This is a genomic window from Bacillus sp. AFS041924, assembly GCF_002577195.1.
Lineage (GTDB): Bacteria > Bacillota > Bacilli > Bacillales > Bacillaceae_G > Gottfriedia.
The window spans coordinates 14,456-30,003 of sequence record NZ_NULG01000104.1; the positions used below are offsets into that span (position 1 = coordinate 14,456).

Genomic DNA, 15,548 nt, shown 5'->3' on the forward strand with positions numbered 1-15,548 from the left:
ATGGGTATTTCTTTATCTTATTTGCGATTCTGTGGGTTTTAATTGCAGTTCCACTGGTTTTAATTGCGATTCTCTAATTTTAATTGCAGTTCCGTCAATTTTATTTGCGATTTCCGAATTTTATTTGCACTACACAATTTAATTGCAGCTACTCCGCATTTATTTGATGAGATAGCCTTCTTATTTGCGTTTCTCATACTTTTATTTGTACTACACAATATAATTACAGCTATTCTGCATTTATTTGCGACAACATTACACCTAAAAACAAAAAAAGCAGGAAATCATCAAAAATTCCCTGCTCTAACCACTATCTAAATTTTAATAAATAACCACCGGCTCATACGTGCTAAGGTTATCATATACAGTCTTCATTATACTAGGAGGTGTATTAACACAACCACCTGACCCAGCAGTTAAAAAGGCATTACTTGACCAGTTCGTTCGCCAACTAGCATCGTGAAAACCTTGACCACTATTTGTGAATGGTGCCCAATAATTTACTTCAATTTCATATGACCCACTACCTACGTGAGAGCCCCTTAGTATTGATGGTGTTCGTTTATAAAGGATATACCATACTCCTTTTGATGTATCTTCACCAGTGATATGTTTACCTGTAACGACATTCGTAGTGACAACCAATTTGCCATTTTTGTAAAGCCATATACGTTGTTCTGAAATCGATACTTCAGCATATGTATCGCCAATGCCATTGTTTGAAGTCGTAGTATAACCATAACCTTCATTATTCCAGCCATGACCGAGAATATGAGTAGCTGAAATAGATTTATCTCCTGATTCAAAAGCGACCAGAACTTGTTTAGATTCTTTCTCCACATCTAATGCCCAGCCGTATCCTTGTCCTTTAACTGAAATGACTGAACCTGAATGGGTTTTAAATTTAAAATTTTTATCTAATGTAGAATGAGTATTATTTATTTCAGCAATTTTGTTTTTCATATCAACTGGGTCTATTGTAACCTTTAAATCTTTTGATACAGAAGCATTTTTAATTAATTTGCTCGCCTTTAAAGAATAAACTTTATCTTGGACCTTATAATTAACTGTGCGCCCTAGGAGTGCTTGCAGTTTTTTCTCTTCATTTTTCACAATTTTATTGTCTTCTTTGATCGGTTGAATGAAAACAGGCTTTAGACGAATTACACTAGTATATTTATGTTGTGAGTACTCTTTTAATAGACTAGTAACATCATATTGCTCACCGGCAATGCTTTTAGAGACAACGATTTTACCTTGTTCCAAACGAACCGTCGCATCTTGTGGTGCTTTTAAACCTTTATTAAGTGTGAGAAGCTTATCTTCTATTTGTTTGTTCATTGTATGAATTTGGTTTTCATCTAGTTTACTAGGCGTTAAAATATAATTTTTTTCTTTTGAAGAAGGAAAGAATGTACGTTGGCTTTTTAATATTTTTTTAATAGCCGGTAGATCATTTTCCGTAAAGCCCAGTTTTGTATCTTTTCCATCAAAGATTTGCTGTTTACCTACATATACTATGTTTTTAAGTTCTTTTGTTTTTAATTTTTCAAGTGCATTTTCAGCACTCAGCCCACTTATTTTTATGCCATTAATTTTGATTCGAGCGTTAAAGTGGCTTGCCTGATAATAAAAGGTTGCAGCAAGAGTGATTGCTATAATAAGGATGATCCCGGTCGTAATGATATGCCAAGATGAAAAACCTTTTGATGATCTTCTCCGTTGAATTGTTTTTTTTCCAATATTTAAAGTAGTTTCCAAAAAAAATTCCTCCCGTACCCTTTGTTCCATTTATTAATGCTACTGAGATTAAATGATAGTTTGTACTCGTAGATTACAATTATATTACATTATTTACTTATTTATTACTATTCTACCTTTTTTTTAAGTCGATTTCTGTCACTATTTGTTTTGAGGTGGAAATATTATCTAATTGTTTTTTCGTACGAGAGTTAATTAGAAACATAAATTCTATTTGGTAATATTATTTAATAGATAAATAAAAAGGATATTTTTGTAATATTTTGAATATTAATATTTGTACTATAAACAAAAAGGGGAGAGGAATAATGAGAAAAGTAAAACGTATAGGTAGCAAATTGTTGTTAAGTTCTGTACTTGCTATGCAAGTTTTTACGCTACCGGCATATGCCACGTCTACGGAAAATTCAACAGTAGTCAGGACTATTCCACAAATTGATAGTCTAGTAGCACAATTATCAAAAAGTTCAAACACAGTCGGTATGCATGCTGGAATTGCGGTGTATAATACGAGAACTGGGGAGCTGTTGGATCAGTACGACGCAGATAAAGCATTTGTTCCTGCATCTAACTTAAAACTGTTTGTTACAGCAGCGGGGCTAGATAAACTAAAGCCTGATTACCGCTTTAAAACTGAAGTGTACACTACTGGTCAAATTAACAAAAAAGGTGTGCTGCAAGGAGACATAATTGTTAAAGGATATGGTGATCCATCATTGTCAGAAGAAGATATGCGAAATATGGCAAAAGAACTTTCCAACAAGGGCATTACATCTATGACCGGAGATATTTTGGTAGATGATAGTTATTATGACGACGATCGACTTGGAGCAGGGTGGATGTGGGACGATGAATCATATGGATATAATGCCCAAATTAGCTCATTAGCTGTGCATGAAAATATGATAAGTCTTTCGATTACTCCAGATGGTTCTATAGGAGAAACACCTTCATTAGGGATGAATCCTATGACTGATTATGTAACCATACATAACAATGTGAAAATTGTTGAAGGCAGGAATAATAACATTGTAATTGATAGACCTCGTGGGACGAATACAATTGTTATTAGTGGTACGATTGGTAAACAATCATCGGCCTATAAGGAAGATGTAGCAATAGATGACCCTGCTCTTTTTGCAGGAAATGTTTGGAAGAGAGCTTTGAATGCAGAAGGAATTGACATAACAAAGAAAAAAGTAAAAGTAGAAAAGACAAAAAATATAACAGGTACTCCGGTTCTTGTACATAACTCAAAGCCTCTTAGTGAATTAATTGTTCAGTTAAATAAACAAAGTGACAATTTCTATGCGGAAATGCTTTTGAAAGAATTAGGTGTAGTTGCTAAAAATGAAGGTAGCTTTAATGCAGGAGCAGACGTTATTGAAGAATTTCTCAAAAAAGCAGAAATCGATACAAACTATAGGCAGGTTGATGGATCAGGATTATCACGTATGGATTTAATTTCACCAAAGCAAATGGCACAATTATTGAAATATGTGTCCCAACAAGAGTATAAGGACGTATTTGAACAGTCACTACCAATTGCAGGTGTTGATGGAACACTTAAATCACGGATGATTGGAACGAGTGCTGAAAAAAATGTACATGCCAAAACCGGTTCTATGAGCGGAGTAAATAGTTTATCTGGTTATGTTACAGATCAAAATGGTGACAAGCTTGCATTTTCAATTTTATTAAACGGTGTTCGTACATCAACATCAGCTACGGCTTTTCAGGATGCAGTTGCTGTTCTGTTGAGTCAATATCCAAATCAAACAGGTGAGGGTGTACAAACAATTGCTGATACATTTTTACTTTCTACACTTATCGACCCAATCTTGGATCAAGAAAATTTAAAAGGTGTAACGACTGGAATAGTTGTTGGTTCACTTGACCGTAAGAGTGGAGAAGAAGTGCTGTACCAACGAGATGCTGATGATTTACTAACACCAGCTTCGAATATGAAGCTTTTGACGGGAGCTACTGCACTAAGAGAACTCGGTCCAGACTATTCATTCAAAACGGAACTTTATTTAACAGCACCTCCAAATAAACATGGCAAAGTAGACGGGGATGTCATTATTAAAGGATATGGCGATCCAACACTACAGTCAGATGACCCTTCTGGCCAACAAAACGGTACAAAGATTGCAAAACTAGTAGAAGATTTAAAGAAAAGGGGAATTACTCAAATCACTGGTAATATTATTATTGATGAAAGCCAGTATGATTCGCAGCGTCTAGGAACTGGATGGGCATGGGATGATGAAACATATGGATATAATGCTCAATTAAGCGCACTATCAATTAATAGGAGTTCAGTTCTAGTAAACTATCAAACTAGTGAAGTTGGGAAACCAGTAGCCTTTAATTTGCAGCCTAAAACTGAGTATGTACAAATTCTAAATGAATCTAAAACAGTATCTTCAGATTCAAATAATACATTTACGATTGAAAGGGAACGAGGTAAGAACATAATTCACTTAAAAGGAGACCTACCTATAGGTGTAAAACCTGATAGTGAACAGATAGCTGTAGAAGAGCCCTCTTTGTATGCAGGCACGATTATTAAAGAAGAAATAGAAAAAGCGGGTATTAAACTTAATAAGCGAGCTGAGATAAAGACTGGTGTTGTAACAGATGGAAACGAGAAAATATCACAATTAAGCTCTCCGCCACTACGTGATATTCTTGGCTATATGACTAAAGAGAGTGATAATTTCTATGCCGAAATGCTTCTTAAGCGACTTGGGGCGGAGAAGAAAAGGGAAGGAAGTTCTTCTGCAGGTGCGCAAGTTGTAAAAGATAGCTTACTAAAGTTCGGTATTGATCCGACATATAGAATGGTAGATGGATCTGGTTTAAGTAGATATGATATGCTTTCTGCACGTCAAATCGGAACTTTACTTGCAGGTATAAGTAAAGAATCTTATTTTAATGTATTTTATCAATCTCTCCCGATCGCTGGGGTTGATGGTACATTGAAAAACCGAATGCGACAAACTCTTGCTGAAAATAATGTACATGCTAAAACAGGAACGCTTACTGGTGTGAGTGGATTTTCAGGCTATGTGACAACGAAGGATGGCGAACATCTGTATTTTGCTATTCTAATGAACGGTTATACATCATCTTCAAGCATCCTTACAGATGCACAAAATAAAATAGGTGCGGCACTAGCTGGAGTTTCATTTAAATAGGAACAAATCTAATTTTATATAATAATCAACAAAGTCGTCTCTAGTAAAATAGAGACGGCTTTGTTTGTGCGCTAAAATATGAAGAAATACTAACTACTAGAATAAAGAAATAAATAATATAAAAGAATTTAGATTTCTTTTTAAGGAGCTCATCATGTTTATAATAATAATTTTCTATCTATAAATGAAAAATAATAAAAGTGAATGGTAGTAAAATCATTATAAAATATGAATTTTATAAAGTCTGAGTCTATTATTTAACTATTCACTTTAGTATATTGATATATAAAATTTTATCACATAGTTTTGTTCTATAGCCTTTAAAAAGCTTTTTTACCAACACTAAGTTGAAAATAATAGTTTACTAATGTATTATTAATAATAATCAGAATATTCATTAAAAAAGAGGAGGGTTTTCATATGAGTAAACAAATTCCTGAAAAATGGTGGAGTCAGCTTAGGCTGCCAGCTATTGCTGCACCGATGTTTTTAGTGTCTGGACCTGAGTTAGTCGAGTCAGCATGTTTAAACGGAGTAATTGGTTCATTTCCAGCACCGAATGCTCGTCCGATTGAGGTTCTTGATCAATGGATGGGTCAATTAAATGATAATCTTGCTTTGGCACGCGCAAATGAACCAGAACGTAAAATTGCTCCTTGGGCAATGAATATGGTCGTTCATAGCTCTTATAGCAGATTGCAGGAAGAGCTTGAACTTTTGAAGAAACATAAGCCTGAGCTTGTTATTACTTCATTAGGTTCTCCTAAGGTAGTAGTTGATATCGTACATAGTTATGGTGGTCTAGTATTTTCAGATGTTAGTGATATTAAGTTTGCTAAAAAAGCAGCCGAGGCTGGTGTTGATGGACTAATTTTAGTTGCCTCAGGTGCTGGTGGTCATGCTGGGAATTTAAATGGATTTGCGTTTGTTGATAGTGTTCGTACGTTCTGGGACGGCATTATTGTGCTTGCAGGTGCTATTTCGACTGGTAAGAGTATTTTAGCTGCTCAAGCTGCAGGTGCTGATTTAGCGTATATGGGAACGCGCTTCATCGTTGCGAAAGAAAGCTTAGCAAATGATGAATATCGTCAAATGTTAGTTGATGCAACTCAAGATGATCTTATACTGACTGATGCATTTTCTGGCGTAAAAGCGAATATGTTAATTCCTAGCATTGTGAAGGCTGGACTTGACCCTCAAGAATTGAAAAAGAAAAAACAGGTCGATTTTGATGGAATGAAAAATGAATCGAATGCGAAGGCTTGGAAAGAAATTTGGTCTGCTGGACACGGAGTTGGTGCAATTACAAAAATAAGTTCGATTGCCGACATTATAAGTGAACTAGAGGAAGAGTATGCTCAAGCAGTAGAAAAACTTAATCGAAATGCTGATAAGTTAAAATCAACGGTTAATAAATAAAGAAAATATTGTAAGCGTTTTACTTACATGCCGTGAATCTATTGTTTATTTATAATTTTAAGATTATAATGATTTCATAGCGATGGAATCATAGTATGGAGATGTTATGATTCTATTAACTTAGTAAACAAAAAATGGATTGGTATGTTAGTACGATTTGCTAATAAACTATTCCACCATGAAGACATAAAGCCTAATGATAGGTATGTGTTTTCGTGGTGGATTTTTTTATACGTTAAAACGTAAAAATTGGCAGCATGGTGGGTATTCAAGGACGTTGCCAATTTGGAGAATTAAGTAAAAGTGCAACTACGCCTGGTGTCTACGCCAAAATACGCGGCTTGTCAGTCGGCGAGTTTTCTTTATGGAAAAAGGGGAGGAAAACCGTGGAAAATAACATGGTTACAGTCACAATCAATGGAAAAGAAACAATTGCCGAGCAAGGTTCAACGATCTTACAAATCATCAATAAAAATGAAATTAGTCATCCGCAAATTTGTTATGTTCCTGAAGTCGATCCGATTCAAACGTGCGACACTTGTATTGTAGAGATTAATGGAGAGCTTAAACGTTCATGTTCAACTGTAGCAATGAGCGGGATGAATATTCAATTGTCTTCGCCTCGAGCAAAGGAAGCTCAAACAGAAGCAATGGATCGCTTACTAGAAAATCATTTACTATATTGTACCGTTTGTGACAATAACAATGGGAATTGTAAGCTGCATAATACGGTTGAAGAAATGGGGATTGAGCATCAGAAGTATCCTTATAAACCAAAGGCTGCTTCTTGTGAAGTAGATTTGACACATCCATTTTATCGATATGATCCAAACCAATGTATTGCTTGTGGTCAGTGCGTAGAAGTATGTCAAAATCTACAAGTAAATGAGACGCTGTCAATTGATTGGGAAGCTGAGCGTCCTCGTGTCATTTGGGATAAAGGTGTTTCGATTAATGATTCTTCATGTGTTAGTTGTGGGCAATGTGTAACGATTTGTCCTTGTAATGCATTAATGGAAAAATCAATGCTTGGTGAAGCTGGTTTTATGACTGGATTAAATGACGAATTACTTGATCCAATGATTGATTTAGTCAAAAAAGTAGAGCCTGGATATAGTGGTATTTTTGCCGTTTCAGAGGTAGAGGCAGCTATGCGAGAAACTCGTACGAAAAAGACAAAAACAGTTTGTACTTTCTGTGGAGTTGGATGTACCTTTGAGGTTTGGACGAAGGATCGTAAAATCTTAAAAGTTCAACCAAGCTCTGATGCACCAGTGAATGCAATTTCGACTTGTGTAAAAGGTAAGTTTGGTTGGGATTTCGTTAATTCAAAAGAACGAATTACAAAACCATTAATTCGAAAAAATGGCGTATTTGTTGAAGCGAGCTGGAATGAAGCACTTGATTTAGTTGCAAGTAAACTTGGTTCAATTAAACAAGAATATGGTAAAGGCTCTGTAGGATTTATTTCATCTTCAAAAATTACAAATGAAGAAAACTATTTAATTCAAAAGCTAGCACGACAAGTGTTTGAAACAAATAATGTTGATAATTGCTCTCGTTACTGTCAATCACCAGCAACAGATGGATTATTCCGTACGGTTGGTATGGGGGGAGATGCAGGAACGATTAAGGATATCGCAAAAGCTGGATTAGTTATTATCGTTGGGGCGAATCCGGCGGAAGGTCATCCTGTTCTTGCAACTAGAGTTAAGCGAGCTCATAAATTACACGGCCAAAAACTAATTGTTGCAGATTTACGTAAAAATGAAATGGCAGAGCGTTCTGACATATTTATTAGACCAAAGCAAGGTACAGACCAAGTATGGCTGATGGCTGTTACGAAATATATAATTGATCAAGGCTGGCATGACTTGAAATTTATCTATGAGAATGTTCATTTCTTTGAAGATTTTAAAGTTGTTCTTGAAAAATATACACTTGAATATGCAGAAAGCGTGACGGCCATTTCAAAGGAAACGCTAATTCAAATAGCTGAAATGATTCATGAAGCGGATGGAACTTGTATTTTATGGGGAATGGGTGTTACACAAAATACTGGTGGCTCAGATACTTCTGCTGCAATTTCGAACTTATTGCTTGCAACAGGTAACTATCGACGTCCAGGTGCTGGTGCTTATCCACTACGTGGTCACAATAATGTACAAGGTGCATGTGATATGGGGACACTTCCAGGTTGGCTTCCAGGTTATCAACATGTTACTGATGATGCGGCTCGTAAAAAGTTTGAAAAAGCATGGGGCGTTGAAATCGCTGGAAAACCTGGTCTAGATAATATTCAAATGCTTCATTCAATTGAAAAAGGCGAAATGAAAGCTATGTATCTTGTAGGTGAAGATATGGCGCTTGTTGATTGTAATGCAAACCATGTCGATGAAGTATTATCAGATTTGGATTTCTTTGTTGTACAAGATCTCTTCTTCTCGAAAACAGCGCAATATGCAGATGTCATTTTACCTGCTGCGCCATCGCTAGAAAAAGAAGGAACATTTACAAATACTGAACGCCGAGTACAAAGATTATATCAAGCACTACCTACTCTTGGTGAATCGAAGCCTGACTGGTGGATTGTTCAAGAAATTGCGAACCGATTAGGTGCAAACTGGAACTACGAGCATCCAAGTGATGTCTTTGCAGAAATGGCAAGTTTATCACCATTATTCTCACAAGCCAGCTATGAAGTAATGGAAGGCTGGAATAGTTTCCTTTGGGGAAGCTTAGACGGAGCAAGTACACCACTTCTTTATGAGGATGGTTTTAACTTCCCTGATAAAAAAGCAAGGTTTGCTTTAGCCGATTGGATGGAGCCTGTCTGGTTTCCGGAAGAATATGACCTATTAATTAATAATGGTCGTATGCTTGAGCATTTCCATGAAGGGAATATGACGAATAAATCATACGGTATTCAATTAAAGGTACCTGAGATTTTTGTAGAGGTATCACCAGAGCTTGCGAATGAGCGTGGAATTAAAGATGGATCGCTAGTTCGATTAGTCTCTCCGTATGGAGCGCTGAAATTGCCGGCACTAGTAACGGATAGAGTACAAAAAAATGAATTATTCTTACCGATGAATTCAACAAATAGGGAATCGGCGATTAATTTCTTAACAGGTCCAGCATCTGATCACCGTACAAACACACCGGCGTATAAACAAACGAGAGTACGAATGGAAGTTCTGCGTGTAGAAGGTGAAAGTCCAATGCCAAAATCGAACCCGCGTAATAAAAAGCGAAATCCTCAAAATGGAATTGAGGTACAGCGAAAATGGGAGAGAGAAGGATACGTCCACTTAACGACAAAATAAAGGGGTATAATCATGGCACAACCAATCACGACAATTCAAAAGTACGTACCGACGAAAGAAGAGCAAAACCAACAGAAACTAGAGGATTTGAAGATTTTATTAGCAGAAAATGAAGATTCGCTAAGTAAAATGATGAACTTAGTTTCTGACTTAAATGATACTGGTGTTCTAGAGGCTGCAAATTCAATGCTACAGTCAAAAGAGAAAATTGCTAAAATTGCTTTAGGACAAATGAACCGCGAGCCAGTAACGAATATTATAAATAACATCATGGGTGCTGCTGGAGTACTTTCAAGTGTTGACCCTGAGGTAACAACTAAGCTAATCAATTCTGTCACAAAAGGAATTGATGAAGGGAATAAACATCTAAAAAAGGATGAGAAGATAGGCATTCTAGATTTAGTAAAAGTATTAAAAGACCCTGATGTAAATCGAGCAGTTGGTTTTGGTATTAATTTCCTAAAGGGTATGGGAAAAGGTCTAAAAGAATAATCGAAAAACAATTGATGTATTTAATAGAAAAGAGTTTAATAATAAGAGATGAACCTATTAATGAAGAAATAAGTGAAAGGTTCATCTCTTAATGAATATTTTTGAAAAACTTACTATAAATTATAAAATACTTTAAAAGAAGGGAATCTTAAACGATGCTACCAAATGAAGTGAGAAGAGGCATTCTCCGCTTTGAAAATGGTGAAACAAAACAGATTGACGACAGCGTTGTAACAGAGTATCCCGTCACACTTAAAATCAATGGACAAGAATTTGCTACAATGGTCAGTACCCCGGAATATATTGAGGATATGGTCGTAGGATTTCTAGCATCTGAAGGAATCATCCGAAAATACGAGGATATCGAAAATATATGGTTCCAAGAAAAAGAAGGCTTCGTCCATGTAAAAACAAAGAATATTAATCCTTATTATAAAGAGATTCAAAGTAAAAGATATATTACATCATGCTGTGGAATGAGCAGACAAGGCTTTGTTTTTGTAAATGATGCGCTAACTGCAAAAAAAATGAACGAAATAAATGTTCAGCTATCATTTCAAGATTGTTTTCGCTTAATGAATGAGATCCAACAGTCTGCATTTTTGTTTCATAGTACAGGTGGAGTCCACAATGCTGCTTTATGTGATATAAATGGAATTATTTTGAATAGAATGGATATTGGGAGACATAATGCATTAGATAAAATCTATGGTTATTGTCTTAAAAATAATATTAGTATTTCAGATAAAATTATTGTGTTTAGTGGACGTTTATCTTCTGAAATTTTACTAAAAGTAGCGAAAATAGGCTGTGAGGTCATATTGACTAAATCAGCTCCAACTGAATTAGCTCTTCAATTAGCTGATGAATTAGGGATTACGACAGTTGGATTTATTCGAAATCAATCTCTAAATGTTTATACACATACAAATCGAATTGTAAATGATTCAATTACATTGAAATAAAAATAAGTGAGGCAATGGTTATGAAAAATGTTGCATTGGATAAACACCAACGACCTTTACAGGATTTACGTATATCTGTTACCGATCGCTGCAATTTTCGTTGCCGTTATTGTATGCCAGAAGAAATTTTTGGTCCAGACTATGCTTTTTTATCAAAAGATAAAATACTTTCCTTTGATGAAATTGAAAGATTAACGCGTATTTTTGTATCTTTAGGTGTTAGAAAAATAAGAATTACAGGTGGAGAACCTTTATTACGTAAGGATTTATCTAAACTAATCAAACGATTAAATCATATAGACGGTGTTGAAGATATTGCTTTAACGACAAATGGTACTTTACTTAAAAAGTTCGCAAAAGACTTATTTGAAGCGGGATTAAAAAGAATTACTGTCAGCATCGATTCACTAAATGAAGAACGATTCTCTTATATGAGTGGTAACCGCGGGAATGTAAAAGCTGTCCTAGAGGGGATTCAAGCTGCTGCAGATATTGGAATGAAGGTTAAAATCAATATGGTTGTTCAAAAAGGAAAGAATGAACAGGATATTATCCCGATGGCACAATATTTTAAAGAGAAAAAACACATTCTTCGTTTTATTGAATATATGGATGTTGGAAATTATAACGGCTGGAAGCTTGATGAAGTGGTATCAAAACAAACGATAATAGAGTTGATTAATGAAATCATGCCGTTAGAATTAACTGAAGCTAATTATGTAGGTGAAGTTGCTAATCGATATCGTTATAAAGATAGTGATGAAGAAATCGGCATTATTTCATCAGTTACTGATTCATTTTGTTCGACCTGTACAAGAGCACGTATATCTGCAGAAGGTAAATTATATACTTGCTTATTTGCTACTAAAGGATATGATTTAAGAGAATTAGTAAGATCAAATCAAGATGATGAACAAATAAAAGAAACAATTCTTTCTATATGGAGCAATCGAACTGATCGCTATTCGGATGAACGATTAAGTAATACAAAAAAACCATCACAAAAAATTGAAATGTCACATATAGGCGGTTAATCTAAAATAGTTAATACAAAACTATGAGGCTTGGAGTTTATGCAATTTTTTGATATTACTCTATCCAAAAATGAAAAAGTGATGATTGGTATCTCTGTTTGTAAAGCAGGGAAATTAAGCAGCATTCAGAACTCCTTATATGATGAGGACTTCTTAATGCTGCTTTTATTTAAAGGTAGGATACTAAGGGAAGGTAGTGAAAATCTTTTAAACTCTTTTCCTAGATCCTAGATTTTGAATGGAGGATATTTATGTCAGAACGTTATTCACGTCAGCAGCTTTTTACTCCAATTGGTGAAAAAGGACAAGAATTGATTAGAAAAAAACATGTTTTAATCATTGGAGCAGGTGCGTTAGGAAGTGCTAGCGCCGAAGCACTTGTTAGAGCGGGAATTGGAAAACTAACTTTAATTGATCGAGATTATGTTGAAATGAGTAATTTGCAAAGACAGCAGCTTTATAGCGAGGAAGATGCATTTGAGAAATTACCGAAAGTAATCGCGGCTAAACAACGTCTTCACAAAATTAATGCAGAAGTGAACATTAATGCACTAGTAATGGATGCTAGTGCAGATAATATGGACATCCTTTTAAAGGATGTTGATGTTATGATTGACGCGACAGATAATTTTGATATTCGATTTATCATAAATGACTTATCGCAGAAGTATGGAATTCCGTGGGTATATGGTTCATGTGTCGGTAGTTTTGGCATGTGTTGCACAATTCTACCTAGTAAAACTCCTTGTTTAAACTGTATATTAAAGAGTTTACCAGTGCCTGGTGTGACATGTGACACAGCAGGAATTATTAGTCCTACGGTACAATTAGTGACAGCATATCAGGTTGCTGAAGCATTAAAAATATTAGTTGAGGATTATTCAGCCATTAATCCAAAATTTCTTACATTTGATTTATGGAATAATGAGCACTTTTCCTTTAAAATTAGTAAACTTAAATCAGAAGAATGTCCTTCATGTGGAACGAATAAGACGTATCCTTATTTATCCTTTGAAAATCAAACGAAAACTAGTACATTATGTGGGAGAAATACAGTTCAAATTAGACCTTCAATGACAAAAAATTATGATTTTAATGAACTAGAAAATCAATTAAAACAACATGGGAAAGTAGAACGAAATCCTTATTTGATCTCTTGTCAGTTAGAAGATTATCGATTTGTCATTTTTCAAGATGGTAGGGTTTTCGTTCATGGCACAAATGATATACAAGAAGCTAAGAAACTATATTATCGTTTATTAGGTTAATAGAGAGAGGATGAAATCAATGGTCGAAAAACGAGTACCATTACCAATAGAAGAAGCGGTTCGTAAAGTCATGGATTTTGCCGTAAATGGATTAAAGGAAATGGTATCGATTGATTTAGCTTATGGTCGAGTACTAGCAGATGATGTAAAAGCTGATCAAGATATACCTGCATTCGACCGCTCTCCATATGATGGTTTTGCGATTAGAGCTGAAGATACGATTCTCACAAATAATGAAAATCCAACAATCTTTGAAGTAGTTGGAGAAATTGGTGCTGGTTCAGTTTTTCCAAATGAAGTAGAACCATTACAAGCCGTCCGTATTATGACTGGAGCGCAAATACCTCAAGGGTGTTCAGCGGTTGTTATGCTTGAATTAGCACAAGAGATGAAAATTGAAGGTAAAACATTTATTGAAATTAAACGATCCTATCAAAAGGGCCAAAATATTTCTTTCCAAGGAGAGGAAACGTCAAAAGGAGATGTTCTTGTCAAAAAAGGAACAGAAATCAACCCTGGCACGATCGCATTACTTGCTACATTTGGATATAGTGAGGTTCCGGTAGCGAAAAAGCCAGTAATCGGAGTAATTGCAACAGGTAGTGAGCTACTTGATGTAAAAGAACCACTTGAACCAGGTAAAATTCGCAATAGTAACTCACATATGGTTCTCGCTCAAATTCAAAAAGCAGGCGGAATTCCTAAATATTTAGGAAAGTTTAGCGATGACTTAGACACATGCTTTTCTGAAGTGAAAAATGCATTAGAACAAGTCGATATTCTGATTACTACTGGTGGTGTTTCAGTCGGAGATTTTGACTATTTACCAGAAATATACGCAAGATTAGGAGCCACAGTATTATTTAACAAAATTGCTATGCGTCCAGGAAGTGTAACGACTGTAGCACATTTTGAAAATAAATTATTGTTCGGTTTATCAGGAAATCCTTCCGCTTGTTTCGTTGGATTTGAATTATTTGTTAGACCGATTATCCAAACTTATTTATTTAGTGAAACACCACATTTAAAGAGGGTAAGTGCGATACTAGGAGAAAACTTCCCGAAACCGAATCCTTTTACTAGATTTGTGAGAGGGAAAATTGTTTATGATGAAGGTCGATTAACAGCAATCCCAGCAGGTTTTGATAAGTCTAGTGCAGTTTCTTCATTAGCTTATACGGATTCATTTATCGTTTTACCTGGTGGAACTAGAAAATACGAAAAAGGTATGTCGGTTGACTTATTGTTATTAGAAGACCCTCAAGGTAGTAAATGGCCTTGGTATGATTTCACTCCATCGTATAGATAAGCAGTACTTTAATATATTAAGAAAAGTGAAGTGATTTACATGGAACAATCATTATTTAATATTGTCAATACACCAATTGTAGTTGAAGAAGTATCAGATAAAGTAAAAAGTAGAAACGCTGGGGCAATTACTTTGTTTATTGGTACAGTTAGGGAGTTAACAAAAGGTAAAAAAACGCTGTCTTTAGAATATCAAGCATATGAACCAATGGCCGTAAAAAAGCTTGCTCAAATTGGTGATGAAATAAAGCAAAAATGGCCGGATGCAATTGTTGCGATTACGCATAGGGTTGGAAAATTAGAGATTAGTGATCTAGCAGTTGTCATTGCCGTTTCGTCACCACACCGTAAAGTTGCCTACGAGGCAAATGAATACGCAATCGAACGAATCAAACAAATTGTTCCGATTTGGAAAAAAGAGTTTTGGGAAGATGGCACGATGTGGATCGGTGACCAATTAGAAAATACATCATACGAAAACGGCAAACCAAATATGGAGGAATCCAAATGATTAAAGTATTATTATTTGCTCATTTACGAGAGAAAGCTGGAATCGAAGAATTAACGGTAAACGATCAAAATGGGATAAACGTAAAAGAGTTAAAAGAATTACTTATGAATAAATATGATTTACCGCAACTACATCAGATTATGACTGCAGTAAATGAAGAGTTTGTAACGGATGAAGAAATTGTAAAAGATGGAGACGTTGTAGCGTTCATACCACCAGTAAGTGGAGGATGATTACGACTGAATGGATGAAGGTGGGTGA

At 35.3% G+C, this 15,548-nt stretch carries 11 protein-coding genes; 10 read left to right on the forward strand and 1 reads right to left on the reverse strand.

Annotated features, from left to right (window positions below):
* Window positions 1–321 precede the first annotated feature (321 nt).
* The gene (locus tag COC46_RS17950; RefSeq protein ID WP_098811291.1) at window positions 322–1,791 is read right to left on the reverse strand and encodes a L,D-transpeptidase family protein; all 1,470 of its coding nucleotides are present in this window, start codon (window positions 1,789–1,791) and stop codon (window positions 322–324) included.
* A 278-nt stretch (window positions 1,792–2,069) separates the two neighbouring features.
* On the opposite strand from COC46_RS17950, the gene dacB reads away from it, so the two are divergent.
* The 10 genes from dacB (at window position 2,070) to moaD (ending at window position 15,520) form a co-directional block, all read left to right on the forward strand.
* Window positions 2,070–4,964 (forward strand): D-alanyl-D-alanine carboxypeptidase/D-alanyl-D-alanine endopeptidase, encoded by a 2,895-nt coding sequence (dacB, locus tag COC46_RS17955; RefSeq protein WP_098811292.1) that lies wholly within the window; start codon window positions 2,070–2,072, stop codon window positions 4,962–4,964.
* 420 nt (window positions 4,965–5,384) lie between these two features.
* Entirely contained in the window at window positions 5,385–6,383 is a 999-nt protein-coding gene (locus COC46_RS17960; RefSeq protein ID WP_098811293.1) for an NAD(P)H-dependent flavin oxidoreductase, read from the forward strand.
* 398 nt (window positions 6,384–6,781) lie between these two features.
* The gene (gene fdhF / locus COC46_RS17965; protein WP_141550934.1) at window positions 6,782–9,709 is read left to right on the forward strand and encodes a formate dehydrogenase subunit alpha; all 2,928 of its coding nucleotides are present in this window, start codon (window positions 6,782–6,784) and stop codon (window positions 9,707–9,709) included.
* Window positions 9,710–9,721: 12 nt separating this feature from the next.
* Window positions 9,722–10,201 (forward strand): helical membrane plugin domain-containing protein, encoded by a 480-nt coding sequence (locus COC46_RS17970; protein WP_098811295.1) that lies wholly within the window; start codon window positions 9,722–9,724, stop codon window positions 10,199–10,201.
* 155 nt (window positions 10,202–10,356) lie between these two features.
* Window positions 10,357–11,166, forward strand: a complete 810-nt coding sequence (gene fdhD / locus COC46_RS17975) for a formate dehydrogenase accessory sulfurtransferase FdhD (RefSeq protein ID WP_098811296.1) — start codon at window positions 10,357–10,359, stop codon at window positions 11,164–11,166.
* 20 nt (window positions 11,167–11,186) lie between these two features.
* Complete coding sequence (moaA, locus tag COC46_RS17980; protein ID WP_098811297.1) at window positions 11,187–12,200, forward strand: GTP 3',8-cyclase MoaA; 1,014 nt, start codon at window positions 11,187–11,189, stop codon at window positions 12,198–12,200.
* A 251-nt stretch (window positions 12,201–12,451) separates the two neighbouring features.
* Complete coding sequence (locus COC46_RS17990) at window positions 12,452–13,468, forward strand: molybdopterin-synthase adenylyltransferase MoeB (protein WP_098811299.1); 1,017 nt, start codon at window positions 12,452–12,454, stop codon at window positions 13,466–13,468.
* 19 nt (window positions 13,469–13,487) lie between these two features.
* The gene (locus COC46_RS17995; RefSeq protein WP_098811300.1) at window positions 13,488–14,777 is read left to right on the forward strand and encodes a molybdopterin molybdotransferase MoeA; all 1,290 of its coding nucleotides are present in this window, start codon (window positions 13,488–13,490) and stop codon (window positions 14,775–14,777) included.
* Between the two features lie 39 nt (window positions 14,778–14,816).
* Window positions 14,817–15,287, forward strand: coding sequence for a molybdenum cofactor biosynthesis protein MoaE (locus tag COC46_RS18000; protein WP_098811301.1), 471 nt, complete (start codon window positions 14,817–14,819; stop codon window positions 15,285–15,287).
* Entirely contained in the window at window positions 15,284–15,520 is a 237-nt protein-coding gene (gene moaD / locus COC46_RS18005; protein ID WP_098811302.1) for a molybdopterin converting factor subunit 1, read from the forward strand. Before COC46_RS18000 ends, moaD begins: the two co-directional genes overlap by 4 nt.
* Window positions 15,521–15,548: the final 28 nt, after the last annotated feature.

Bases quoted from the DNA above. Each gene is read 5' to 3' on its own strand.
- COC46_RS17990 (WP_098811299.1), top strand. From the start codon at position 12,452: ATGTCAGAACGTTATTCACGTCAGCAGCTTTTTACTCCAATTGGTGAA.
- dacB (WP_098811292.1), top strand. From the start codon at position 2,070: ATGAGAAAAGTAAAACGTATAGGTAGCAAATTGTTGTTAAGTTCTGTA.
- fdhD (WP_098811296.1), top strand. From the start codon at position 10,357: ATGCTACCAAATGAAGTGAGAAGAGGCATTCTCCGCTTTGAAAATGGT.
- COC46_RS17950 (WP_098811291.1), bottom strand. From the start codon at position 1,791: ATGGAACAAAGGGTACGGGAGGAATTTTTTTTGGAAACTACTTTAAAT.
- moaA (WP_098811297.1), top strand. From the start codon at position 11,187: ATGAAAAATGTTGCATTGGATAAACACCAACGACCTTTACAGGATTTA.
- COC46_RS17960 (WP_098811293.1), top strand. From the start codon at position 5,385: ATGAGTAAACAAATTCCTGAAAAATGGTGGAGTCAGCTTAGGCTGCCA.
- COC46_RS17970 (WP_098811295.1), top strand. From the start codon at position 9,722: ATGGCACAACCAATCACGACAATTCAAAAGTACGTACCGACGAAAGAA.
- moaD (WP_098811302.1), top strand. From the start codon at position 15,284: ATGATTAAAGTATTATTATTTGCTCATTTACGAGAGAAAGCTGGAATC.
- COC46_RS17995 (WP_098811300.1), top strand. From the start codon at position 13,488: ATGGTCGAAAAACGAGTACCATTACCAATAGAAGAAGCGGTTCGTAAA.
- fdhF (WP_141550934.1), top strand. From the start codon at position 6,782: ATGGTTACAGTCACAATCAATGGAAAAGAAACAATTGCCGAGCAAGGT.
- COC46_RS18000 (WP_098811301.1), top strand. From the start codon at position 14,817: ATGGAACAATCATTATTTAATATTGTCAATACACCAATTGTAGTTGAA.